This is a genomic window from Allonocardiopsis opalescens (assembly GCF_003002095.1).
Classification (GTDB): domain Bacteria; phylum Actinomycetota; class Actinomycetes; order Streptosporangiales; family Streptosporangiaceae; genus Allonocardiopsis; species Allonocardiopsis opalescens.
Map to the genome: position 1 here is coordinate 23,277 of NZ_PVZC01000003.1, position 22,631 is coordinate 45,907.

Genomic DNA, 22,631 nt, shown 5'->3' on the forward strand with positions numbered 1-22,631 from the left:
CGCATGGGCGACTGGCCGCTGGTCAGCGCACGTCGGTTCGAGACCTTCGTGCGCTGGTCCGCGTACCTCCTCGCCACGGCACCGCTGTTCAACTTCCTGTCCGGGACGCTGACGACCGACCGGCTCGTCGAGACGCGCCCCGCGACCGTCGCCACCGTGTTCGGACTGGAACTGGCCCTGGTCGCCGGCAACATGCTGGTCGGCCGGCGCAACATCGACGCCCTGGTCGGCCGGCCGCGGCGGCTGCCGGCCCGCGGCCTCGCCGCCTGGACGCTCGTCCTGGTCGCGCTGGTCGGCGTCCTCCTCACCCTCCCCGGGGCCGCGATGGGCCTGTCGGTCGCGATGGCGATCGGCTCGGTCGCCGCCGCCTTCGTGCCCGTCCTCGACGCGCGCCGGACGCTGCTGCTCAACGCCGCCGTCCTCGTCATCACCGCCCCGCTCCTCGCCGTCGAGGGGAGCGCGCTGCTGGCGACCGGTATGGCCGTGATCAGCGTCGCGCTGTGGGCCTGCTGGTCGAACGTCTGGATGCTGCGGGTGCTGCTGGAGCTGCAGGAGGCGCACGAGAGCCGCGCCGCGCTGACGCTCGCGAACGAGCGGCTGCGCATCTCGCGCGACCTGCACGACGTGTTCGGCCGCACCCTCGCGTCGATCTCGGTCAAGAGCGCGCTCGCCTCGGAGCTCGTCCGCCGCGGCCGCGACGGGCGGGCGGCCGACGAACTCGGCGACATCCAGCGGCTCGCCGACCAGGCCGGCACCGAGGTGCGCCGAGTCGTCCGCGGGGAGCTGCGGCCGGCCTGGGAGGACGAGGTGTCGGGGGCGCGCTCGCTGCTGGAGTCGGCCGGCATCCGCTGCACGGTGGCCGGCGACCCGGTGCCCGAACCGTGCGCCGAGGCGCTGGCCTGGGTGGTCCGCGAGGGCGTCACGAACGTGCTGCGCCACTCGTCGGCCACCCGGGTCACCCTCGCGACCGCGACCGGCGAGGACGGGGTGCTCCTCACCGTCGCCAACGACGGCGCCGGCGCCCCCGAGGCGGCCGGGGACGGCGGCGGCACGGGGCTGCGCGCCATGTCCGAGCGGATCGGCGCACTCGGCGGGCGCATCACGACGCGCCGCGACGGAGACTGGTTCATGCTCGACGCCACGATCCCGCTCCCGAAGGGAGCCGCCGCGTGACCCGCATCCTCGTCGCCGACGACGAACACCTCATCCGCGCCGCCATCGCCGGGCTGCTCGACCTGGAGGACGACTTCGAGGTCGTCGGCCAGGCGGCGTCGGGCGACGAGGCGCTGGCGACGGCGCGCAAACTCCGCCCCGACGTGGCCCTGCTCGACCTCCAACTGCCCGGGCCCGACGGCATCGAGGTGGCGCGGCGGCTCGCGGCCGAGCTGCCGGAGTGCCGCTGCGTCATCGTGACCTCCCACGGCCGGCCCGGCTACCTGAAGTCGGCGCTGGCCGCGGGGGTGCGCGGCTTCCTGCCGAAGACGGTCTCCTCCCGCACCTTCGCGCAGGTGGTGCGGAAGGTGGCGGCCGGCGGCCGCTACGTCGACCCCGAACTCGCCGCCGAGGCGATCAGCGCGGGCGACTCCCCGCTCAGCCCGCGCGAGTCCGACGTGCTCGCGCTGGCCCGCGACGGCGCGCCCGTCGACGAGATCGCCCAGCGCGTCTCGCTCTCCCCGGGCACCGTGCGCAACTACCTGGCGGCCGCCATCGCCAAACTCGACGCCGCCAACCGGCACGAGGCCGCCCGCATCGCCGCCGAACGCGGCTGGATCTGAACGCGTCCACCGCGCGACGGCGGACCCCGGCGCGGTGGTCCGGCCGGGTGCGCTGCTCCCCCGGTCGGAAGATGCGGGAGCATGGTTTGTCCGGCAGACGGCAACCGCTCATCCAGCACAAACAGACCCGGCCCGGCGGCCGGGCCGCGCAGGACGACACGGGATACGGCAACGCGGCGGCGGCCGACCGGTCAGACCCGAACCGCACCTACCCGGCGGCCACGGGGTCCGAGCGATCCACCACCCCAAGCGGCAGCACACCACCGGCATCCCCAACCTGTGGACAGAACGGCCGCATCAGTCCACCCCGTCCACAAACCGCACCACCGCACATCTGGGCGCCCCGCGAGGCGGAAGAATGGATCTCGGGGGGCGCCCCCGCGCGCCGGCCTCACGACGCACGCCGTCGCGCACGAGTCGGCCTGTGGACGAATCGACCGCATCGGGCCACCCCGTCCACAGACCGCACCACCGCGCACCCAGGCGCCCCGCGAGGCGGAAGAATGGATCTCGGGGGGCGCCCCCGCGGGCGGCGGCCCCGCCACGACCTGCACCGCTCGCGCCTGATCGCCTTGTGGACGAACCCGCTTGTAGGCGAACCGGCCTGTGGACGAACCCGCCTGTGGACGAACCGGCCGCATCGGGCCACCCCGTCCACAGACCGCACCACCGCGCACCCAGGCGCCGCGCGAAACGGAAGAATGGATCTCGGGGGGGACCCCCGCGGGCTCCGCTTCCGGTTCGCGCGGCCGGGTCCTCAGCTCACAGGCGGCAGGCGTAGATGTCGGTGATGAAGATGGCGCGCCCGCCGATGTCCCACAGGTCGTCCATGATCTGCTGGGCGGCGCGCCTGGGCACCATGGCGCGCACGGCCACCCAGCCCTCGCGGTGCAGCGGCGAGACCGTGGGGCCCTCCATGCCGGGGGTGAGCGCGACGGCATCGTCGATGCGACCGGTGTGGATGTCGTAGTCGATCATCACGTAGTCGCGGGCGGTCAGCACGCCGCGCAGCCGCCGCGCCAGCTGGCCGAAGCCGGGCCGCTCCGGGTCGCCGTTGCGGCGGATCAGCACCGCCTCCGACTCCAGGATCGGCGCGCCGAAGGTCTCCAGCCCCGCGTTGCGCAGGGTGGTGCCGGTGGACACCACGTCGGCGATGGCGTCGGCCACCCCGAGGCGGATCGCGGTCTCCACCGCCCCGTCCAGCTCGATGACCCGCGCGTCCACCCCCCGCTCGGCGAGGTAGCCGCGCAGCAGCCCGGCGTAGGAGGTGGCGATCCGCCGTCCGGCGAGGTCCGCCACGTCCAGGCCGCTGCCGTTGGGCGCCGCGAAGCGGAAGGTGGAGCCGCCGAAGCCCAGCGGCAGCACCTCCTCGGCCGGCGCCTCGGAGTCGAGCAGCATGTCGCGCCCGGTGATCCCGGCGTGCAGGGTGCCCTCGCCGACGTACACGGCGATGTCGCGGGGGCGCAGGAAGAAGAACTCGCAGCGGTTGTCGGGGTCGACCAGCACCAGCTCACGGGAGTCCTTGCGCTGGCGGTACCCCGCCTCGGTCAGCATCGCGCTGGCGGGTTCGGCCAGCGCGCCCTTGTTCGGCACGGCGATACGCAGTTGGTCAGGCATGGGTGGACGCTTCCTCACGTCGGTACTGCCGGCAGGCCCGGTCGGGCCTCGGACGGACGTTCGCGTGGGCCGGTCCGGCCAGCGGGGCTGGCGGGAGCGGCCTACAGATGCGCGTAGACGTCGTCGAGGCGCAGGCCGCGCGCCAGCATCAGCACCTGGAGGTGGTAGAGCAGCTGGGAGATCTCTTCGGCGGTTCGGGCGTCGGACTCGTGCTCGGCCGCCATCCACACCTCGGCGGCCTCTTCGACGACCTTCTTGCCGATCGCGTGCACGCCTGCGTCCAGTGCCGCGACGGTGCCGGAACCCTCCGGCCTGACCCGCGCTTTCTCGGACAGCTCGGCGAACAGCTCGTCGAAGGTCTTCATCGCCATCTCTCGGATTCGGCCGTACTCACCGCGCTCTAGCCTACGGCCCGCTCCGCCCGGCCCGGGCCACGGCCGCCGAACAGCAGGGCGAACACGGTACGAAGCAGCGGAAATGAGCGCGTGCCCCGCCCCTCGGCCCGCAACGGCCAGCGCCGAGGCGCGCCCGGGGCGGTTCGGGGGCCGCCGCCCGGGTGCGGGGGTCCGGCGACCCGACGGGCACCGGACCCGGGCGCCCGACCGCAATGGCTCCGGGATTCGCAGGAGATATGCGAGTGCGGCCGGGAATTCCTCCTCGCCCGGCCGGACGGGTGTTCTTTCACCCGGCGCCGCACGCACCCGTTCCAGCGGGAATTCCACGGCCCGGCGTATCGCGGGAGTCCGCACCGGTCAACGCACCGCCGTGCGCCGCCACCGCCCAGGGGACGGCCGTCCGCGACGGACGGCGAAAGGAAAAGGCAAGGAGTCATACTCCTTGCCACTCTCAACTTATAGCGCACCCCGGGGCTTGCGGCAAGACCCCGGTCGTAGCGCAGAATCTCCGAGCGGAGCCGGCACCTGCGGAAATCAGGAATTCGCGGCCGGCTTCGTTGAATGGGGGGGTTCCATGACCGATGTGATCATCGCCGGCGGCGGACCGACCGGTGTGATGCTGGCCTGCGAGCTGCGGCTGCACGGCGTGCGGGCGCTCGTACTGGAGAAGGAGGCGGAGCCGACCAGGATCGTCCGCGCGCTCGGCCTGCACGCGCGCAGCATCGAGCTGATGGACCAGCGCGGTCTGCTGGACCGCTTCCTGGCGCTCGGCAAGCGGTATCCGGTCGGCGGCTTCTTCGCCGGCATCGCCAAGCCGCCGCTCGACCGGCTCGACACCGCGCACCCGTACGTGCTCGGCATCGTGCAGACCGCCACCGAGCGCCTGCTGAACGAGCGCGCCGCCGAACTCGGCGTCGAGATCCGCCGCCGCTGCGAGCTGGTCGGGCTGAGCCAGGATGACGAGGGGGTGACCGCCGAGCTGGCCGACGGCACGCGCTTGCGCTCGCGCTACCTCGTCGGCTGCGACGGCGGGCGCAGCACGGTGCGCAGGCTGCTCGGCGTCGGCTTCCCCGGCGAGCCCACCCGGGTCGAGACGCTGCTGGGCGAGATGGAGCTGACCGCGACGCCGGAGACGCTGGCCGCCGTCGTCGCCGAAGTCCGCAAGACCCAGCTGCGGTTCGGCGCGATGCCGCTGGGGGACGGGCTGTACCGCGTCGGGGTGCCCGCGGAGGGGGTGGCACCGGATCGCTCGGTCCCGCCGACCTTGGCGGAGTTCAAGCGGCAGCTGCGGGCGCACGCCGGCACCGACTTCGGCGTGCACTCGCCGCGCTGGCTCTCCCGCTTCGGCGACGCCACCCGGCTGGCCGAGCGCTACCGGGTCGGCCGGGTGCTGCTGGCCGGCGACGCGGCGCACGTCCACCCGCCGACCGGCGGGCAGGGGCTCAACCTCGGCCTCCAGGACGCGTTCAACCTCGGCTGGAAGCTGGCCGCCGCGGTCGGCGGCTGGGCACCGGAGGGGCTGCTGGACAGCTACCAGACCGAACGGCAACCGGTGGCCGCCAGCGTGCTGGACAACACCCGCGCGCAGATGGAGCTGATGTCCACCGAACCGGGCTCCCAGGCCGTGCGCCGGCTGGTGTCGGAGCTGATGGACTTCCCCGAGGTGCACCGGTACCTGATCGAGAAGGTCATCGCGATCGGGATCCGCTACGACTTCGGCGAGGGCCACGAACTCCTCGGCCGGCGGCTGCGCGACGTCCCGCTGAAGCAGGGACGCCTGTACGAGCGGATGCACGGGGGCCGCGGGCTGCTGCTCGACCAGACCGGCCGGCTCTCGGTCGCCGGCTGGGCCGACCGGGTCGACCACATCGTCGACACCAGCGAGGAGCTGGACGTGCCCGCCGTGCTGCTGCGGCCGGACGGCCACGTGGCGTGGACCGGCGACGACCAGCAGGACCTCCTCGGCCACCTCCCCACCTGGTTCGGCGCGCCCGCCGCCTGACCGGGGCACGCCCGCCGACCGGGCGGAGCGCGGTGCCGGGCCGCCCGGCACCGCGACGGCGGCCCCGGCCGACGGGTCGGGGCCGCCGTCGCGGCCGCATGCTCGGGGGCTCGGCCTCAAGGACGCCGGAGCGGAGGTGGCGGCACACGGCATCATCCGGCGAGCGGTGCGACGGGGAGCGGGTGGGGCGGCCGGACTGCGGCGCGCGCCCGAACGGACACCATTCCGGCCTACCGCCGCGAGAGCGGGGACGCGTGCGCGGGCCGCGGGGGCGCCCCCCCGGAATCCATTCTTCCAGTTCACGCGACGACCAGGTGCGCCGCGACGCGGCTTGTGGACGACCGACACGATTCCGCCGGAATCATCCACAGCCGAAGGCGCTCAGTCTCGGGGCCTGCCGCGGGGGCGCTGCCCGAGAGATGGGTCGACACACCGGCACTCCCTCCCTCGGTGTCCGCCCGGGATGCGCCGCGAACGCCCTTGGTGTCGACGGTCTCGGCTGCCCAGGCGTCAGCTCCTTCGGCGGCGGCGGGAGTCTGTCGTGGTCGGCGGGACTCGGTCCTTGGCGGACGCCCCTGGTCCGGTCACGGCGTACCGGGCGGCGATGGTGCGGACGGCCTCGTCGACCACCTGAGCGACGCGTTCGGCGCCGACCTCCCAGCCCGGCACCAGGAGTGCCGGCCAGAAGACGTAGTTGGAGATCATGCCCAGGAACTGGGTGGCTGCGAGGTCCACGTCCTCGATCCGCACCGTTCCCGCCTCGTGCTCGGCCAGGAGGTAGCCGCGTACGGACTCGAAGTAGGGCATCTTCCCGTGCGAGAACTGCGCCTGGGCCAGCTCAGGGAACCGCGGCAGCTCGGCGATGACGATCCTGAACAGGTCGGCCATCTGGGCACGGCCCAGCAGCTCGGCGTAACGGCGACCGATGACGCCGAGCCCGTCGACGAGGTTGCCCGCGGGCGGAGGATCCTCCTCGTGCGCGGTCGACCAGGACTCGGTCACGATGGCGTCGAACAGGGCGGCCTTGCTCGGAAACTGCTTGAACAGGGTGGCCCGCGAAACGCCCGCGCGCTCTGCGATCCGCGCCAGCGACGTCCGGTCGTAGCCCGATTCGAGGAACAGTGCGGTCGCGGCCGTCACGATCAGCGCGCGCTTCTCCTGGGCGACGCGCTGGTGATACGTCGTCACAACCGTGCTCATGGGCCGAGCATACGAGGTGAGTGGCTTGACTCGCCATTGCCGCCGACCTAGTGTCAAGGGGACGGTGAGTCGACCGACTCACCACTGGCCGCCGTTCACCACCGGTGATCCCGGTCATTCACCCACGTACCGAAGGAACATCCGATGCGCCGCTTCGACGACCAGACCGTGCTCGTGACCGGTGGGACCGGCGGCCAGGGCTCGAGCCACGTGCGCGCCTTCCACGCGGAGGGAGCGAACGTGGTGATCGGCGGCATCGACGAGGAACGCGGGGCCGCTCTCGCCGACGAGCTCGGGACCCGCGCCCGCTTCGCCCGCCTCGACGTCACCGACGAGAGCTCGTGGTCCGCCGCTGTGCTGACCGCCGAGAGCGCCTTCGGCGCCCTGAACGTGCTGGTCAACAACGCGGGCGTGCAGAACCCGCCCGCAACGATCGAGAACACGGAGCGGGCCACGTGGTCGCGCATCCTCGACGTCAACCTCACCGGGACCTTCCTCGGCATCAAGGCCGCGGCCCCCGCTCTGCGCCGCGCGGCAGGGGGAGCCATCGTCAACATCGCCTCGACCATGGGCCTGGGCGGCACGGCCCACTACGCGCCGTACGTCGCCGGCAAGTGGGCCGTGCGGGGCCTCACCCGAACGGCGGCACTCGAGCTCGGCCGCGACCGCATCCGGGTGAACACCATCCACCCCGGCGTGATCTCGACCTCCTTCATCCACGAACCGGCAGCCGGCGCCACCGCGGCGATCGCCGACTTCTACTCACCCGAGCCGTTCGCCATCCCCCGGCTCGGAGAGCCGGCCGACGTCACCCGGCTGCTCCTGTTCCTCACGTCATCAGACGCCGCGTTCATCACGGGGTCGGAGTACGTCATCGACGGTGGACTCCTCCTCGGCCCCGCCCTTCAGGCCGAGAGCGCATGAGCACTCCGGACACGGCCGGGTCGAACGACTCCGCACGGGACGCGGCCTCGTCCCACCTGCCCGACCACATCCGACGAGCCATCGAGATCCCCCCGCCGCGGGCACCGGAGAACGGATCATCGACATCACGACGCTGGGGCGCCGCACCGGCCGAGCACGCCGCATCGAGATTTTCTGCTACCGAGCCGCAGGCGCGTCGCGGATCTCAATCAGCCCCACGACCCCGGCACCATCCGGCCGACTCGGCTCGAAGACCGGGCCGACGGTCGGCTGGTGCGCATCGGCTTCCGCCATCGGCCGTGATCGCGGTGGCCGCGGCCACGTGCGGCGCCGGGACGCCTCACTGGCGGCTGAGCCGCAGGCCGGCTTGTCGCGCCGCAGGCTGAGGTGGGCGCTTGGGACCGTGGTCAGGGGCTGAGGCGGCGCACCACGGACCCACGAGCCGACGCGGCGGAACCCGGATTCACGGCCCGAAGCGCCGCACCGCGCCGCGCACCAGTGTCGCGGGCAGCAGCTTGAGCAGTCCGCCGGCGGCCTTGTACTGGAGGCCGGGGATCACCACCGACCGCCCGCGTGCGAAGGCGCGCAGGGAGTCGGCGACGACCGTCTCCTTCGGCACGAAGACCTGCTCGGGCGCGCCCTTCTCCTGCAGCCAGGTGGTCATGTCGGTGCGGACGTAGCCGGGCAGCACGGCGGTGACGTGGACGCCGCGCCGCTTCACCTCGGCCGCCACCGACTCGGTGAACAGCCGGACGAAGGCCTTGGACGACGCGTACAGGGCGCTGCCGGGCGACACCGGCAGCAGCCCGGCGACGGATCCGACGTTGATGACCCCGACCGGCCCCGGGGCCGCGCCGGAGCGCTTCCGCTCGATCTGCCCGGGCAGCACGGCGCGGGTGAGGCGCACCAGGGCGGTGACGTTCACGTCGATGACGCGCTGGACGTCCTCGGGCTGCTGCCGCGCGAAGGATCCGCCGCCGCCGTATCCGGCATTGTTCACCAGCAGGTCGACGGGGTGCTCCTCGGCGCGCAGCCGCTCCTCGACCCGCGCGACGCCCTCGGCGGTGGCGAGGTCGGCGGCGATGGACTCGGTCCGGGCGCCGTAGCGCTCGGCGAGCTCGGCCGCCAGCGCGTCGAGCCGTTCGGCGCGGCGGGCCACCAGCACCAGGCGGTGTCCGCGCTCGGCCAGCCGGCGGGCGTACTCCTCGCCGATTCCGCTGGAGGCGCCCGTGACGAGCGCGGTCCGCTGCCCCTTGGTCATGCCTGGGATGCTACCCGCCGGAAACCGCCGCGCCGGGCCCCGGGACGGAGCTTCAGCGCGGCCGCCCGCCGCTGTAGCAGCGCGGTCACGGACTGGCAAGGCCCCAATTCATTGGGCCCGGCCCGGGTCCGGAGACTCTGCCCCGCCTGGGCGCTTCCGCCGATGATGTCCGGTATGGACGGACGGGACCGGGGTGCGGCGAAGCTGGAGTACGCCGCGCTGATCGTCATCGCCGGCGCGCTGTTCGCGGTGGTGCTCGCGCCGTTCAGTTCTGTGCCCGCCGAGGTCGGGCAGGCCGTCTGCCGGCTCTTCGCCGAGCCCGGCTCCGACGGCTGCGCCGAGCAGCCGCAGACCGCCGCCGCGCTCGGCCTCGACCCGGCGCCGCCGGTCATCGACCCGGTCGACGCCGCCACCCGCGGCGGCTATGTCGCCATCGGCGACTCCTACTCCTCCGGGGTGGGCGCGGGCGACTACGACCCCGGCAGCGGCGACTGCCGCCGCTCCGCCAACGCCTACTCCCAGCTGGTCGCGGAGGGCCACGACTTCCAGGGCGGGTACAGCTTCGGCGCCTGCTCGGGGCGCACCGCCGCGCAGCTGCTCGACCAGCTCGGATCGCCAGGCGCCGAGCTGGACCTGGTCGGCGAGGACACCAGCCTGGTGAGCCTGAACATCGGCGGCAACGACGCCGGCTTCGCCGACGTGCTCACCGACTGCATGGTCCCGTCCTTCGTCGACGGCAGCTCGTGCGAGTCGCAGGGCGCCGAGATCGAGGAGCGGCTGGACCGGCTGGAGGAGGACATCACCGCGGTCATCGCCGAGCTGCGCGAACGCGCACCGCAGGCGCGCATCGTGATCGTGGGCTATCCGCGGCTGTTCCAGGAGGACCCCGACTGGCCGCACTGGTCGCTGCTGCCGTCCCAGCAGCGCTTCCTCAACGAGCAGGCGCGGATCCTCAACGACCGCATCGGCGCGGCCGTCGCCGAGATCGACGCGGAGATCCACGCCTCCCAGGGGCCGGGCAGCGTGGAGTTCATCGACGCCTACGACGCCTACGACGGCCACGAGATCGGCACCGACGACCCCTGGATGAACGGGCTCAGCGTCGACTTCGGCGAGGACTTCGGCACCGAGCTGCTCAGCCCGTCCTTCCACCCCACCGCCGGGGGCCAGCGCGCGCTCAGCGAACTCGTCCGCGAGCAGATCGAGGCCGGCCCAGGACGGCCCATCTACCTCGACCAGGGGCGGCCCGCGCCCGAGCCGCTGCCGGTGGGGGGCTGAGGAAACGGGCGCCTTGCGATCGGCGGAGACCGGACGCCAAGCCTCGCGTGAACGTACAAAATCCTGTACAATCATTGACGCGATACATCGCTCCAGTGCGAGGTGGACAGCTTGAAGACCATCACCTATTCCGAGTCACGAGCGAACTACGCCGCCACGCTCGACGCCGTTGTGAACGACAAGGAAGAGGTCGTCATCACCAGGGCCGGACGGGAACCGGTCGTGATGATGGCTCTGTCGGAGTACGAAACACTGAAGGAGACGGCGTACCTGCTGCGCAGTCCGGAGAACGCACGGCGCCTGGTGACTGCGATCGAGCAACTTGAGTCCGAACAGGGAATAGAACGGGACCTCTCCGATTGAAACTCGTCTGGGCGGAGAGCGCCTGGGAAGACTACGTGTGGTGGCAGGGCCAGGATCGCAAGATCCTCAAGCGCATCAATATCCTCATCAAGGAGATCGTGCGCAATGGCAACGAGGGGATAGGCAAACCGGAGCCGCTGCGGCACGGATTCCAGGGCTACTGGTCACGGCGGATCACAGGTGAGCACCGACTTGTGTACAAGGTTATCGACGGTGAGATTCGAATAGCGGCCTGCCGCTACCACTACGGTAAATGACCGGTTCCCGCCGAACAGATTCGGCGGGGATTTTAGTGCCGGAAGTACACGAACAGCCGCCCGTGGTTCTTGGCGTCCTTGTCGATGCGGTGGTAGAGGCTCTTGATCTCCTTGCGCTCCAGGAAGCGCAGCACCCGCTTCTTGAGCTGGCCGGAGCCCTTGCCGGGGATGATCTCCACGACGGAGGCGCGCTTGGTGAGGGCCTGGTCGATGATGTCGCGCAGCGCGCGGTCGATCTCGCCGCCCCGGTTGTAGATGTCGTGCAGGTCGAGTTTGAGCTTCACGCCGCCGTCCCTTCCGGTGCGGGCCTGTCGCAGACGAAGATCGCGGTGCCGGGGAGGATGCGGCCGCGCAGCGGGCTCCAGCCGCCCCACACCCGGTCGTGCCCGGGGGGCCACTCCGGTTCGACCAGGTCGGTGAGCAGCAGCCCGGATGCGGTGACCGACCGCACCCAGTCGCCGAGGGTGCGGTGGTGCTCGGCGTAGACGACGGTGCCGGAGGCGTCCAGTTCGCCGTAGGCGGAGCGGTCGAAGTAGGAGTCGCGGGCGGTCAGGCCGCCGGGGCCGGGGTCGTCGGGGAAGGACCACCGCACCGGATGCGAGACCGAGAAGACGAAGCGGCCGCCGGGGCGCAGCACCCGGTGCACCTCGGTGAGCACGGCGGTGGCGTCGGCGACGAACGGGAGCGCGCCGAAGGCGGAGAAGGCGGCGTCGAAGCGGGCGGCGGCGAACGGGAGCCGTTCGGCGTCGGCCTGCACCACCGGCAGCCGCAGGCCGGTGCGGGCGTCGATGCGTCCGGAGTGCCACAGCTGGCGCGCGGACAGGTCGAAGCCGACGGTGCGCACGCCGCGCGAGCGCAGCCAGCGGCCGCACTGGCCGGCGCCGCAGCCCACCTCCAGCACGGTGGCGCCGTCGAGCTCGCCGAGCAGCCGGGCGTCGGCCTCGTCCAGCCCTTCCGGGCACCACACGAAGCCCGTGTCGCGCAGGAAGTCGCCGTGTTCGGCCTGGTAGTCGTCGGCGTAGCCGTCCCACCAGCGCCGGTTGGCGCGCCGGGTGTCGTCGCGGCCGATGGCCGCGCGCCGCACCGAGGCGACCGGTCCGGCCAGGCCGGCGCCTTCGTCCTGTGGGGCGTCCATTCGCCACCGCCCTTCCTGTCCCGACACGCTACGTCCAGCAGTATCGCCGCTCCGGTGGGCGGACCGGTGCGGCGCCCGCGGCGGCCGGATCGCGGGCGGCGATGAGTTCCGGCTCCGGGAGCGGTCTGTCCGGTGCGGTGACGAAAGGAGACCGGGATGAGTGGCGACCTGGCGCCGCGCGGCCCTCGGCAGGTGTTCGCGTTCCTGTTCTGCTCCCTAGACGGCTACCACGAGGGGCCCGGCGGGGAACTGGACTGGGGTCTCAACGACGAGGAGTTCTTCGACTGGAACCTGCGCCAGACGCGCGAGGTGGGCGCCCTGCTGCTGGGGCGGCGCACCTACGAGCACTTCGCCGAGGTCTGGCCCTCGGCCGAGGCCGCGGCGCGGCTGCCCGAGGTGGCGGCCTTCATGAACGCCGTGCCCAAGACGGTGGTGACGGACGGCGGCGCGGTGCCGCCCTGGCGGAACAGCCGCGTCGTCGGCGGCGGCGGCCTGGGCGCCGAGGTCGCCCGGCTGCGGGCGGAGGCCGACGGGGACGTCGCGGTCTTCGGCAGCTCGGGCCTCACCGTGGCGCTGCTGGAGCAGGGCCTGGTGGACGAGCTGCGGATCCTGGTGCACCCGGTCCTGCTGGGGCGCGGCCGCAGCCTGTACGCCGGGCTGGGCGACCGGGTCGACCTGGCGGCCGGGGCGGTGACCGTGTTCCGCTCGGGCAAGGTCCTGCTGCGCTACCGGCCGCCCGCCCGCGCGTGAGACCGGGCCGCCCGCCTCCGGGGCCGCAGGGGCGGCGGGCGGCCCGCACCGGAGTCCGGTCCGGTGCGGGCCGCCTTCGGGGTTCGGCGCGGTCGGCGGGGGTCACCCGTCGGCCTTCTCCACCGGCAGCCACAGTTCGCCGGAGGCGATGTTCTCGTCCTGTTCGTCGTACTCCGCCCGCACCAGCGAGGGGCCTTCGGCGAGGCGGTGGGCGGGGTGGGACGGGAACCAGCCGGCGTAGATCTCGCGCCAGAGGTCCTGCAGCCCCTCGGGGAAGCGCACCCGCTCGTAGGGGAAGACCGCCCAGGTGCCGGCGGGCACCTCCAGGGCCGCCATCCCCTCGGGCGGCGGCGCGTTGGTGGCGGCGGCGAGGCGGTAGTCGACCTCGCCGCCCTCGCCGTCGGCGGGGTCGAGGACGACCGTGGCCGACAGCACGCCGTGCGGCTCCTGGTCGGACAGCCCCTCCAGCAGCTCGTAGGTGGCGTCGTCCACCCGCTCGACGAACTCGACCATGGCGGGGTTGAGGCCCCGGTGCACGTTCGGGACCCTGGTATTGGGCCCGACCAGGCGGAAGGCGTCCTTGCCGACGATGCGGTAGCGCACTTCGGTACTCCCTTCGATGGTGAGGCGGAAGGCGAGGCGCGACTGGGAGCTGAGCGCGGCGCCGGTGCGGCGCGCCTCCCCGGGGCCGACCCCGTGCATGGCGCGGAAGGCCCGGGTGAAGGCCTCGGCGGACCCGTAGCCGTAGCGGACGGCGATGTCGAGCAGGGTGTCCCTGCCCTCCAGCACCTCGATCCCGGCCAGGGTGAGCCGGCGCCGCCGCACGTACTCCGACAGCGGCATCCCGGCCAGTGCGGAGAAGAGCCGGCGCAGGTGGTGTTCGGAGGTGAGCGCGATGCGCGCCATCTCCGCCACGTCCACCGGGCCCGCCGGGTCGTCCTCCACCCGCCGCAGCGCCTCGTTCAACCGGTCCAGCACCGTCGCCTCCCTCGATCTGCCCACCACGCTAGGAACCCGGGCGGCCGCGCGACCCGACCATCGGCGTACGGCTTCGGTCAGGCGCCCGGGCGCCCGCCGGCGAGCCCCCGGCCACCGCCCCCGCCCGTCCGCCCGGCACAGCCGGGGGACCGCACCGGTCCCACCCCACCCTCACCCCACCCGACCGGGGGCAGACCACCCCGCAGCAAGGTAAGGCCGCGCCTGGAGTCTCGCGGTTGTCAAGACCCCTTGCCAGGCCCGTGGCCGGATCTGTGGACGGGGCGCCGCCGGGCGCTCGGTTCGTCCACAGGCGGCCGGCCGGGGCTTGCGCCGCTCCGCACGCCGCCCCCTTCACGCGCCGCCCCTCGGTCGCCGCCGTGAGCGGGCGGCCGGGTCGCGGGCCGGTGCCTCAGCGCGGAGCCGCGCGGCCCCGGTCGGTGGCGCCCGAGCGGACGGCGCGGTCGACCAGGGCGTCGACCAGCCATTCGAAGCTGTCGTCGGCGGAGACCTTGAGGGCGAAGACCCCGGCCGCCTCCAGGGCGCAGAAGCCCTGCACGGCGCTGCGCACGGCGCGGGCGGTGTGCACGCGTTCGGGGCCGGAGATGCCGGTGGCGGCCAGGATGTCGGCGGCGACCGCCGCCGCCTCGTCGGCCGACCGCCGCACCTCGTCGTCCTGGTAGCCCTGCACGGCGAAGTGGGTGGCGGCGTAGAGGGCGGGCCTGGCCCTGGCGTAGTCGCGCTGGGCGTGGGCCATCGCGCGCAGGGCGTCGCCGCCGGACCGGCCGGTGGCGGCGACGCGCTGGGCGTGCGCGATCTCGTGGTGGCCCTTGGCGCACAGTGCGGCGCGCAGTTCGCGGATGCCGCCGGGGAGGTGCACGTAGAGGCTGGGCGGCGACACGTGGAGGTGGCGGGCGAGCGCGCTGATGGACAGGGCGTCGATGCCGTGGGCGTCGGCGTAGTCGACGGCGGCGTCGATGGTGGCCTGCCGGGAGAGACGCTTGCGCATGGACCAGCCTGTACCGGGATCGCGGGTCGCCGCCCCGGGGCGGCGCGGTGGCCGGCGTACGCCGGCCCGCCCATTCTCGCACCGCAGCGCTCCTATAGGCTTTAGGACAAGTCCTACGAGCTATAGGAGACCTGATGCGTCCGACACGGGGGGCGGCCTGGGCGGCCGCGGCGCTGCTGGCGGCCGGATGCGCCGGGGCGCCGGCCGAGGCGCCCGGCGCCGCGGCCGCCGGCGCGGCGGCGGAGCCGCGGCTGATCGAGGGCACGCTGGAGTCGGGCGGCGAGGTCCGCGACTACCGGCTGCACCTCCCGCCCGGCGAGGGGCCGCCGGTGGTGATCGCGCTGCACGGCAAGGGCTCCTCGGCGGCCGACATGGACGAGTTCAACGGCCTGACCGGCGCCGCCCTGGAGTCCGGCCTCGCGGTCGCCTACCCGCAGGGGCTGCACGAGGGCTGGGGCGACCACCGGGTGCCCACCGAACTGCGCCCGGACCCCGGCGCCGACGTCGCCTTCCTGACCGCGCTGGCCGGGGAGCTGGCGGCCGAGTACGGGATCGACCCCGACCGCGTCTACCTGGCCGGGCAGTCCAACGGCGCCAACATGGCGCTGCGCGCGGCCGTCGAGGAGCCCGGGGTGTTCGCCGGGGTGGCGGCGGTGGCCGGGCAGCTCCCGCTGGACCCCGAGCCGATGCGCCCGGCGGAGGCGACGCCGCTGCTCATGGTCTACGGCACCGAGGACCCGCTGCGGCCCTACGAGGGGCTGCCCGAGGTGCCGCCCGGAGGCGGGTCGGGCGAGTTCGCCGAGCCGCCGATCACCACGATCGGCACCAGGGAGACGGCCGAGTCCTTCGCCGACGCCAACGGGGCGGCGGAGGAGGAGACTGAGGCGCTGCCCGACACCGACCCCGAGGACGGCACCACCGTGGAGCGCACCTCGTGGCACGACGGCGGCGGGCCGCCGCCGGTGGTGCTCTACACCGTCGACGGCGGCGGGCACACCTGGCCGGGCGCCGCGGACCGGTTCGCCGACATCGTCGGGGTGACCAGCCGCGACATCGACGCCGGCGCGCTGATCGCGGAGTTCTTCGCCGGCCGGGGGTGAGGGCGGGGCGCGCTCGGGCCGCCGCGGTATGAATCGGGGACGCGCCCCGTGAGTCGCGGCAGGTCCGCCGGGGCGCCGCGCGGTCGGCATCGGAGCCGACCGGCCGTCGGTTTCCACGGGGGGCGGCGCTGCCGGACGCTGCTGCCGCAGCGGGCGCCGAGCGCCCCTCCGCCGGAGGCGTGATGCCGTTCCGCGACGAGCGGATCGCACTGCCGGCCGAGTCCGGGTGGGCGCGCTGCGGGTCGGTGGCCGGAGCGGTGGCGCGGGCCGGGGCGCTTCCGCCTCGGCAAGGCACAGGTGGCTCCGGCCGTCGCCGCCGACCAGAACGGGGCCGGCGGCGCGGCCGCTCAGGCGTCGGGGCGGCGGCCGGGGCCGTCGCGGCGGTCCTCGCGCTCCAGTTCGCGGATGGCGCGGATGACGTCGTAGATGGCGTCGGTCTGGTCGGCCTGCACCGGCCGGGGCACCAGTGGCCGCTCCTCGGGGGCGCCGCCGGGCTCGCCGATCGCGCCCAGGCCGGCCGGCTCCACCCGCTCGTGCGGGCGGGGGCCCGGCGAGCGGTGCCGGCCGGCCGAGGGGTCCGGCGGGCGGGGCCGCTCGGCCGGCCGCTGCGGTTCGGGCGGGGCGGGCAGCGGTCCGGCGGCCCGGGCGGCCCGGCGGGCCGAGCGCTCGCGGGTCTCGGCCGGGTCGGCCAGCAGCCGGGTGCGCTTGGGCGGGCGACGCTTGCGGCGGGGCCGCACCAGCCAGCCCACCGGGTCGAGCAGCAGCCCGAACAGGGCGGCCGCTCCGATGAACACGGCGAACCAGGTCCACTCCACCGACGAGCCCGCCACCACCGCCGCGAGCAGGGCGACCGCCGCGATGAGCGCGAACAGCAGGCCGGAGACCAGCAGGGTGCCTCGTCTGCTCAAGGTTCGACCTCCACACTGCCGGCGCCCGGGGGCGCGCCCGAAAGGCGCGCCGGGCGGCGGGCACCGGCGCCGGGAGCGCCGGACGGTCCGGCGCGCTGTCCGAATGGTACGACGCGGCGCTCCCGGGAGTCGTGGGTCAGGAGCGGTCGTCGGCTCCGCCGCCGAACCGCCCCACCAGCGCCCACGCGCTCGGCAGCACCCCGGCCGCCAGCGCGATCTTGACGGCGTCGCCCACCAGGAAGGGCAGCACGCCCGCGGCCAGCGCCGCGGCGAAGCCCATGCCGGTGACGGCCATCAGGTACGGGAAGCCGATCGCGTAGACCACCAGGTTGCCCAGCACCATCGTGCCGGCCGCCCGCACCGGGGAGCGGTCGCCGCCACGACCGGCCAGCCAGCCCACCAGCCCGGCGGCCGCCACCATGCCCAGCACGTAGCCGAAGGACGGGAAGGCGAAGCCGCTGGTGGCGTCGGCGAACCACGGCACCCCGGCGACGCCCGCCACCGCGTACAGGCCCATGGCCAGCAGCGCCCGGTGGAAGCCGAGGGTGGCGCCGACGGCGAGCGCGGCGAAGGTCTGCATGGTGAACGGGACCGGGGAGATCGCCGGAATGGTCACGGCTAGCTGCGCCGCGGCGCCGACCAGCGCGGCCGAGCCCACCACCAGTGCGATGTCGCGCACCAGCCGGCCGGGCAGCAGGTCGGCCAGCACCGCCGGGCGCCGGATCTCGGCATAGGCATTACTCACGATGTCCTCCGCTGATCGGGTGGTACAAGCATCCCGGGACGGGGTCCCGCTGAGAATCTAGCCAACCGGCGACTCCGTTCGGCTGTCCGGGGCGACAGTTCTTGGTCACTTCTCTTTGTCGGAGACCTACTCGACATACCGCCGGAACGGTGGCTTAACAGCCGTAACCTCCGACACGCTTTGTACGGTAGCGACAAACGATCGGCGTGGGCGGCGCGGCCGGCGCCCCGCCCGCGCGCTCCGGGCGGACCCGGGTCGGGTCCGCCCCGGGCGTCTCGTAGCCTCGGGTTGTGCGAAGCGTGCTGCTGAACCGGCGCATGGTGGGGTTCCACCTGCTGGTCCTGGTCCTGATCCCGGCCTTCATCTGGCTGGGCTTCTGGCAGTACGGCCGCTTCGAGGCGCGGCTGGCCTACGTGGAGCGGGTCGAGGCGAACATGGCCGCGCCCGCGCTGGACGTCTCGGAGCTGAGCGCGCCCGGCGAGCCGGTGCCCGACCCGCTGCGCTGGCACCGCGTCTCGGCCACCGGCCGCTACGACCAGGCGCGGGAGCTGTACGTGCGCAACCGCTCGGTCGACTCCGGACCGGGCATGTTCGTGATCACCCCGCTGGTCACCGCCGACGGCACCGCCGTGTGGGTGAACCGGGGCTGGGTGGCCAACCCGGCCGTCGCCACGGCCTCGCCCGAGGTCCCGCCGGTGCCCGAGGGCGAGGTCACCGTGGTGGGCCGGCTGGACCGCTCCGAGACGGAGGCGGAGACGGGCATCCGCGACCGGGGCGGCGTGCCCGAGGGGCAGGTCATGCTGATCGACGTGCCGTCGCTGGCCGAGGGGCTGCCGTACCCGTCCTACGGCGGCTACGTCACGCTGATCGAGCAGACCCCGGCCGAGACGGTCCTGGAGCCGGTGCCCCCGCCCAGCGCCAACTACGGCCTGAACATCGCCTACGCGGTGCAGTGGTGGCTGTTCGCCGTCATCGCGGTCGTGGGCTGGGTGTTCATGGTGCGCAGGGAGCTGGCCGAGCACCGCGCGGCGGCGGCCGCCGGACCGCCGCCGGCCGCCCGGGTCGGCACGCCCTAGCGCCGGGCGGCGGGCCCGGGGCGATCAGGCCCCGGGGCAGCAGGTCGAAGACCTGGCGGATCCGCTCCAGCAGGGCGACCAGGTCCTCGCGCGGCTCGCCGGTGTCGGGCACCCCGACCGCGGCGGCGAAGTGCCGCGGGGCGGCGGGGAACAGCTCGGGTCGGTTCTTCCAGCGCCGGTACGCGAGGTGCTTGCCGGTGCCCGCCCGCCTGGCGATGCCGTTCATAGCGGCCCCGGCGCGCTGACCCCCGCGGGCCAGGGCCGCACGCCCGCCTTCCACGGCCGCTAGGCGCACGCCGAGGGCCGGGCGGGGGTTCCCCCGCCCGGCCGTCGTGGTGCCGGCCGGCCCGGTAAGGCCGGTCCGGCCCACGTCAGGTGTTCATCGGATGCGGCCGCGCTGGCCCGGCGGCCGTGCCGGTGGTGGCGGTCAGCCCAGGCCCAGGCCCCGGGCCACGCCGGCGCCGAGGTCGGGGTGGACGTTGGTCCAGTACTCCACGACGCGCTTGTGCATGTCGCCGGTCACCTCGGGGGCCGAGGCGTGGCCGACGATGTTGGCGACCATGTGCTCGCGGTCGGTGTCGGACAGCACCTTCTCCCACAGGGCGCGCGGCTGGCCGAAGTCGTCGTCCTCCTTGTGCAGCTGGTAGGCGGAGCGGACGATCTCGCCGGTGACGCGGTAGTCCTCGCCGGCGAACAGCGCCGGGTCGGCGGCCGGGCCCGCGGCGGTGTTCGGCGCGTACACCGGGTCGCCGGGGTTGTGGTAGCGCATGGCGCCGTCGCGGTTGTAGGAGTGCACCGGCGACTTGGGCTGGTTCACCGGGAGCTGGAGGTAGTTGGTGCCGACGCGGTAGCGGTGGGCGTCGGGGTAGGAGAACAGCCGGCCCTGGAGCATCTTGTCGGGGCTGGCGGCGATGCCGGGGACGAGGTTGGCCGGCTCGAAGGCCGACTGCTCGATCTCGGCGAAGTAGCTCTCCGGGTTGCGGTTGAGGGTGAACCGGCCGATGGTGATCTCCGGGTAGTCCTCGTGCGGCCACACCTTGGTGAGGTCGAAGGGGTTGAACCGGTAGTCGGCCGCGTCCTCGAACGGCATGATCTGCACGTTCACGGTCCACGACGGGTGGTCGCCGCCCTTGATGGCGGTGAACAGGTCGCGGATGTGGTGGTCGGGGTCCTGGGCCTCCAGCTCCTTGGCCTCCAGGGCGGTGAAGTTCTGCACGCCCTGCTCGGTCTTGAAGTGGTACTTCACCCAGAACTTCTCGCCGGCGGCGTTGTACCACATGAAGGTGTGGCTGCCGAAGCCGTGCATGTGCCGCCAGGAGCGGGGGGTGCCGCGGTCGGTCATCAGGAAGCTGACCTGGTGGGCGGACTCCGGCTGGAGGGTCCAGAAGTCCCACTGCATGTTGTTGTCGCGCAGGTGGTTGTCGGCGCGCCGCTTCTGGGAGTGGATGAAGTCGGCGAACTTGGAGGGGTCGCGGATGAAGAAGATCGGCGTGTTGTTGCCGACGATGTCGTAGTTGCCCTGCTCGGTGTAGAACTTCAGCGCGAAGCCGCGCGGGTCGCGGGCGGTGTCGGCGCTGCCGAGCTCGCCGGCGACCGTGGAGAAGCGGAGCAGCAGGTCGGTGCGGCGGCCCTTCTGGAAGAGGTCGGCCTTGGTGTACTGGCTGACGTCCTCGGTGATCTCCAGGAAGCCGTAGGCGCCGCCGCCCTTGGCGTGCACGACGCGCTCGGGCACGCGCTCGCGGTTGAACTGCGCCATCTTCTGGATCAGGTAGTGGTCCTGCAGCAGCAGGGGCCCGTTGGGGCCCACCGACTGGGAGAACTGGTCGCTCGGCGCGGGGATGCCGGCGTCCGTGGTCGTGACGGGAACCCGCTCACTCACTGCTTGCTCCTTGGGGTTTCACGGTGTTGGCAGGCGTTCGGGGCGTGCGGCGCTGCCGGGCCCTAGTGGGCCTGGCAGGCCGGGCACAGCCCCCAGAAGTTCACCTCGGCCTCGTCGACGACGAAGCCGTGGGCGGCCGACGGCTCCAGACAGGGCGGTTCGCCCCTGACGCAGTCGACGTCGGCGACGGCGCCGCAGCTCCGGCAGACGATGTGGTGGTGGTTGTCGCCGACGCGCGCCTCGAACCGGGCGGGGCTGCCCGCGGGTTCGATGCGGCGGACCAGGCCGGCGCCGGTGAGCGCGTGCAGCGCGTCGTAGACGGCCTGGATGGTGACGTGTCCGACCTGGCTGCGGACTCTGCGGGTGATCGTCTCGACGTCGAGGTGGTCGCCCGACCGGACGGTGCTCAGGATCGCCAGCCGCGCGGAGGTGACCCGTAGCCCGGCCGACCGGAGTCGGGTGGCGTCGTCCATGATCACCAATTTACCGGGCCAAACCTGAATGATTCAAGAAAACGATTGAATCCAGAGAAGAGTCACACCGGCCCGGCCCGCCGGTCCGGGGCTACCGGGCGCGCCGCGATGACGATATTACGCTCAGTAGCCACACCCTGTCCGACTCCGGCCATCCGGACGACAAAAGGCCACATCAGAGTTACAAAACGGTCGAATCGCCGCCCGGAGCAGTAGCGTTCCGTTGAACGGCGCGGCACGGCGCCGCCCCGGTCCGCTGCGACCGTCTTTCGAACTCCCGAGCGGAGGGCCGATCATGCCGCCTCGTCCACGCACGCCGCGGTCCAGGATCCTGTGCGCCGCGGCAGCCGCCGGAGCCGTCATCGCGCTGCCCGCCTGCGGCGCCTTCGGCGGCGCGGCCGACGACGACGCCGACGCCGCGCCCAGCGCCGCCGCCTCCTCCGCCTCGCCCTCGCCGAGCGAGCCGGCCCCCGAGCCCTTCACCATCGCCTTCGGCGGCGACGTCCACTTCGAGGGCATGCTCCGGCAGCGGCTGGACGAGGACCCCGAGACCGCGATCGGCCCGGTCGCCGAGGTGCTCAGCGAGGCCGACCTCGCGGTGGTGAACCTGGAGACCGCCATCACGGAGGGCGGCACCCCCGCCGACAAGGAGTTCGTGTTCCGCGCCCCGGCCACCGCGCTGGACGCGCTGGCCGCCGGGGGCGTCGACGTCGCCTCGGTGGCCAACAACCACGGCATGGACTACGGCGTCGACGGCCTCTACGACACCCTGGCCGCCGCCGAGGACCGCGGCTTCCCGCTGATCGGCATCGGCGAGGACGCCGACGCCGCCTACGCCCCGCACATCGCCGAGGTCAACGGCAACACCGTCGCGGTCATCGGCGTCACCCAGGTGATGGACGACCAGTACATCCCCACCTGGACCGCGACCGACACCCAGCCCGGCATGGCCTCGGCCAAGCCCGACTACGGCCTGGGCGGCGACGAGCGCACCCTGGAGGCGGTGCGCGCCGCCGCCGAGGAGGCCGACGCGGTCGTCGTCTACCTGCACTGGGGCCTGGAGGGCGACAACTGCCCGATGCAGGTGCAGACCGACTTCGCCGCGCGGCTGGCCGAGGCGGGCGCCGACGTGATCGTCGGCGGGCACGCCCACCGGGTGAACGCCGGAGGCTACCTCGGCGACGCCTACGTCCACTACGGCCTGGGCAACTTCGTCTTCTACCACGGTGTCGGCGACGGCGCCGAGACCGGCGTGCTGCGGCTGACCATGCAGGGCGACCGGGTGCTCGACGACGAGTGGCTGCCCGGCACGGTGACCGGCGGCATCCCGGTGCTGGCCGAAGACGAGGCGCAGATCAGCGCCGCCCTCGACCGGCAGGCCGAGCGGCTGGCCTGCACCAATCTCGCCGCGGCCCCGGCCGGCGGCTCGGCCGGGCCGAGCCCCTCGGAGGCCACCGCCGCGCCCGTCGGCACCTCGGCCGAGCCCTCCGCGCCGGCCGGCTGAGGCCC

The 22,631-nt window shown here is 73.6% G+C and carries 23 protein-coding genes; 11 read left to right on the forward strand and 12 right to left on the reverse strand.

The genetic code is table 11. From position 1 onward, the window contains the following. Positions 1-3: 3 nt before the first annotated feature. Complete coding sequence (locus CLV72_RS10195; protein WP_106245339.1) at positions 4-1,173, forward strand: sensor histidine kinase; 1,170 nt, start codon at positions 4-6, stop codon at positions 1,171-1,173. Beyond that, complete coding sequence (locus tag CLV72_RS10200) at positions 1,170-1,775, forward strand: response regulator transcription factor (protein WP_106243822.1); 606 nt, start codon at positions 1,170-1,172, stop codon at positions 1,773-1,775. The genes CLV72_RS10195 and CLV72_RS10200 overlap by 4 nt, the downstream gene beginning before the upstream one ends. A 762-nt stretch (positions 1,776-2,537) precedes the next feature. Here CLV72_RS10200 and hisG read toward each other — a convergent pair. Further along, complete coding sequence (gene hisG, locus CLV72_RS10205) at positions 2,538-3,392, reverse strand: ATP phosphoribosyltransferase (protein WP_106243825.1); 855 nt, start codon at positions 3,390-3,392, stop codon at positions 2,538-2,540. 101 nt (positions 3,393-3,493) lie between these two features. Beyond that, positions 3,494-3,757: a phosphoribosyl-ATP diphosphatase gene (locus CLV72_RS10210; RefSeq protein ID WP_106245341.1), complete on the reverse strand. Its 264-nt coding sequence runs from the start codon at positions 3,755-3,757 to the stop codon at positions 3,494-3,496. 604 nt (positions 3,758-4,361) lie between these two features. Between CLV72_RS10210 and rox the strand changes: the two genes are divergently transcribed. Continuing rightward, the gene (gene rox, locus CLV72_RS10215; RefSeq protein WP_106243829.1) at positions 4,362-5,789 is read left to right on the forward strand and encodes a rifampin monooxygenase; all 1,428 of its coding nucleotides are present in this window, start codon (positions 4,362-4,364) and stop codon (positions 5,787-5,789) included. Positions 5,790-6,299: 510 nt separating this feature from the next. Here rox and CLV72_RS10220 read toward each other — a convergent pair. Beyond that, complete coding sequence (locus CLV72_RS10220) at positions 6,300-6,989, reverse strand: TetR/AcrR family transcriptional regulator (RefSeq protein ID WP_106243833.1); 690 nt, start codon at positions 6,987-6,989, stop codon at positions 6,300-6,302. 144 nt (positions 6,990-7,133) lie between these two features. Between CLV72_RS10220 and CLV72_RS10225 the strand changes: the two genes are divergently transcribed. Next, positions 7,134-7,913: a glucose 1-dehydrogenase gene (locus tag CLV72_RS10225; protein ID WP_106243836.1), complete on the forward strand. Its 780-nt coding sequence runs from the start codon at positions 7,134-7,136 to the stop codon at positions 7,911-7,913. 463 nt (positions 7,914-8,376) lie between these two features. Here the strand turns inward: CLV72_RS10225 and CLV72_RS10235 are convergent, their stop codons facing one another. After that, the gene (locus CLV72_RS10235) at positions 8,377-9,174 is read right to left on the reverse strand and encodes an SDR family NAD(P)-dependent oxidoreductase (protein ID WP_106243839.1); all 798 of its coding nucleotides are present in this window, start codon (positions 9,172-9,174) and stop codon (positions 8,377-8,379) included. A 174-nt stretch (positions 9,175-9,348) separates the two neighbouring features. On the opposite strand from CLV72_RS10235, the gene CLV72_RS10240 reads away from it, so the two are divergent. From CLV72_RS10240 to CLV72_RS10250, 3 genes are all read left to right on the forward strand, one after another. Then, positions 9,349-10,452, forward strand: coding sequence for an SGNH/GDSL hydrolase family protein (locus tag CLV72_RS10240; protein WP_170140944.1), 1,104 nt, complete (start codon positions 9,349-9,351; stop codon positions 10,450-10,452). A gap of 111 nt (positions 10,453-10,563) precedes the next feature. After that, a complete protein-coding gene (locus CLV72_RS10245) occupies positions 10,564-10,815 on the forward strand; it encodes a type II toxin-antitoxin system Phd/YefM family antitoxin (protein ID WP_106245343.1) in 252 nt (83 codons plus the stop codon). Beyond that, complete coding sequence (locus tag CLV72_RS10250) at positions 10,812-11,072, forward strand: Txe/YoeB family addiction module toxin (RefSeq protein ID WP_106243845.1); 261 nt, start codon at positions 10,812-10,814, stop codon at positions 11,070-11,072. Before CLV72_RS10245 ends, CLV72_RS10250 begins: the two co-directional genes overlap by 4 nt. A gap of 32 nt (positions 11,073-11,104) precedes the next feature. Here the strand turns inward: CLV72_RS10250 and CLV72_RS10255 are convergent, their stop codons facing one another. Both CLV72_RS10255 and CLV72_RS10260 read right to left on the reverse strand, forming a co-directional pair. Further along, the gene (locus CLV72_RS10255) at positions 11,105-11,356 is read right to left on the reverse strand and encodes a Smr/MutS family protein (protein ID WP_106243849.1); all 252 of its coding nucleotides are present in this window, start codon (positions 11,354-11,356) and stop codon (positions 11,105-11,107) included. Further along, positions 11,353-12,207 (reverse strand): class I SAM-dependent methyltransferase, encoded by an 855-nt coding sequence (locus tag CLV72_RS10260; protein ID WP_106243852.1) that lies wholly within the window; start codon positions 12,205-12,207, stop codon positions 11,353-11,355. Before CLV72_RS10260 ends, CLV72_RS10255 begins: the two co-directional genes overlap by 4 nt. Before the next feature lie 156 nt (positions 12,208-12,363). On the opposite strand from CLV72_RS10260, the gene CLV72_RS10265 reads away from it, so the two are divergent. Beyond that, a complete protein-coding gene (locus CLV72_RS10265; RefSeq protein WP_106243856.1) occupies positions 12,364-12,957 on the forward strand; it encodes a dihydrofolate reductase family protein in 594 nt (197 codons plus the stop codon). Between the two features lie 102 nt (positions 12,958-13,059). Here the strand turns inward: CLV72_RS10265 and CLV72_RS10270 are convergent, their stop codons facing one another. Together CLV72_RS10270 and CLV72_RS10275 are read right to left on the reverse strand one after the other, a co-directional pair. Beyond that, entirely contained in the window at positions 13,060-13,935 is an 876-nt protein-coding gene (locus CLV72_RS10270) for an AraC family transcriptional regulator (protein WP_106243860.1), read from the reverse strand. A gap of 409 nt (positions 13,936-14,344) precedes the next feature. Then, on the reverse strand, positions 14,345-14,941 hold the full coding sequence (locus CLV72_RS10275; RefSeq protein WP_106243863.1) for a TetR/AcrR family transcriptional regulator: 597 nt from the start codon (positions 14,939-14,941) through the stop codon (positions 14,345-14,347). 134 nt (positions 14,942-15,075) lie between these two features. On the opposite strand from CLV72_RS10275, the gene CLV72_RS10280 reads away from it, so the two are divergent. After that, a complete protein-coding gene (locus CLV72_RS10280) occupies positions 15,076-16,041 on the forward strand; it encodes a CE1 family esterase (RefSeq protein ID WP_106243866.1) in 966 nt (321 codons plus the stop codon). A gap of 347 nt (positions 16,042-16,388) precedes the next feature. On the opposite strand, the gene CLV72_RS10285 is transcribed toward CLV72_RS10280, so the two are convergent. Together CLV72_RS10285 and CLV72_RS10290 are read right to left on the reverse strand one after the other, a co-directional pair. Next, entirely contained in the window at positions 16,389-16,949 is a 561-nt protein-coding gene (locus CLV72_RS10285) for a hypothetical protein (RefSeq protein ID WP_106243868.1), read from the reverse strand. A 136-nt stretch (positions 16,950-17,085) separates the two neighbouring features. Beyond that, a complete protein-coding gene (locus CLV72_RS10290; protein WP_106243871.1) occupies positions 17,086-17,694 on the reverse strand; it encodes a biotin transporter BioY in 609 nt (202 codons plus the stop codon). A 290-nt stretch (positions 17,695-17,984) separates the two neighbouring features. Between CLV72_RS10290 and CLV72_RS10295 the strand changes: the two genes are divergently transcribed. Next, a complete protein-coding gene (locus CLV72_RS10295; protein WP_146159407.1) occupies positions 17,985-18,770 on the forward strand; it encodes an SURF1 family cytochrome oxidase biogenesis protein in 786 nt (261 codons plus the stop codon). Positions 18,771-19,197: 427 nt separating this feature from the next. Here the strand turns inward: CLV72_RS10295 and CLV72_RS10305 are convergent, their stop codons facing one another. Next, entirely contained in the window at positions 19,198-20,649 is a 1,452-nt protein-coding gene (locus CLV72_RS10305; protein WP_106243912.1) for a catalase, read from the reverse strand. Positions 20,650-20,711: 62 nt separating this feature from the next. After that, positions 20,712-21,122 (reverse strand): Fur family transcriptional regulator, encoded by a 411-nt coding sequence (locus tag CLV72_RS10310; protein WP_106245345.1) that lies wholly within the window; start codon positions 21,120-21,122, stop codon positions 20,712-20,714. 295 nt (positions 21,123-21,417) lie between these two features. On the opposite strand from CLV72_RS10310, the gene CLV72_RS10315 reads away from it, so the two are divergent. Beyond that, complete coding sequence (locus tag CLV72_RS10315) at positions 21,418-22,626, forward strand: CapA family protein (protein ID WP_106243915.1); 1,209 nt, start codon at positions 21,418-21,420, stop codon at positions 22,624-22,626. Positions 22,627-22,631 lie beyond the last annotated feature (5 nt).

What these genes read in the sequence shown, in the direction of transcription:
- CLV72_RS10240 (WP_170140944.1), top strand. Translation starts at nt 9,349, where the DNA reads ATGGACGGACGGGACCGGGGTGCGGCGAAGCTGGAGTACGCCGCGCTG.
- CLV72_RS10260 (WP_106243852.1), bottom strand. Translation starts at nt 12,207, where the DNA reads ATGGACGCCCCACAGGACGAAGGCGCCGGCCTGGCCGGACCGGTCGCC.
- CLV72_RS10210 (WP_106245341.1), bottom strand. Translation starts at nt 3,757, where the DNA reads ATGAAGACCTTCGACGAGCTGTTCGCCGAGCTGTCCGAGAAAGCGCGG.
- CLV72_RS10315 (WP_106243915.1), top strand. Translation starts at nt 21,418, where the DNA reads ATGCCGCCTCGTCCACGCACGCCGCGGTCCAGGATCCTGTGCGCCGCG.
- CLV72_RS10235 (WP_106243839.1), bottom strand. Translation starts at nt 9,174, where the DNA reads ATGACCAAGGGGCAGCGGACCGCGCTCGTCACGGGCGCCTCCAGCGGA.
- CLV72_RS10195 (WP_106245339.1), top strand. Translation starts at nt 4, where the DNA reads ATGGGCGACTGGCCGCTGGTCAGCGCACGTCGGTTCGAGACCTTCGTG.
- CLV72_RS10265 (WP_106243856.1), top strand. Translation starts at nt 12,364, where the DNA reads ATGAGTGGCGACCTGGCGCCGCGCGGCCCTCGGCAGGTGTTCGCGTTC.
- CLV72_RS10280 (WP_106243866.1), top strand. Translation starts at nt 15,076, where the DNA reads ATGCGTCCGACACGGGGGGCGGCCTGGGCGGCCGCGGCGCTGCTGGCG.
- CLV72_RS10220 (WP_106243833.1), bottom strand. Translation starts at nt 6,989, where the DNA reads ATGAGCACGGTTGTGACGACGTATCACCAGCGCGTCGCCCAGGAGAAG.
- CLV72_RS10310 (WP_106245345.1), bottom strand. Translation starts at nt 21,122, where the DNA reads ATGGACGACGCCACCCGACTCCGGTCGGCCGGGCTACGGGTCACCTCC.
- hisG (WP_106243825.1), bottom strand. Translation starts at nt 3,392, where the DNA reads ATGCCTGACCAACTGCGTATCGCCGTGCCGAACAAGGGCGCGCTGGCC.
- CLV72_RS10275 (WP_106243863.1), bottom strand. Translation starts at nt 14,941, where the DNA reads ATGCGCAAGCGTCTCTCCCGGCAGGCCACCATCGACGCCGCCGTCGAC.
- rox (WP_106243829.1), top strand. Translation starts at nt 4,362, where the DNA reads ATGACCGATGTGATCATCGCCGGCGGCGGACCGACCGGTGTGATGCTG.
- CLV72_RS10225 (WP_106243836.1), top strand. Translation starts at nt 7,134, where the DNA reads ATGCGCCGCTTCGACGACCAGACCGTGCTCGTGACCGGTGGGACCGGC.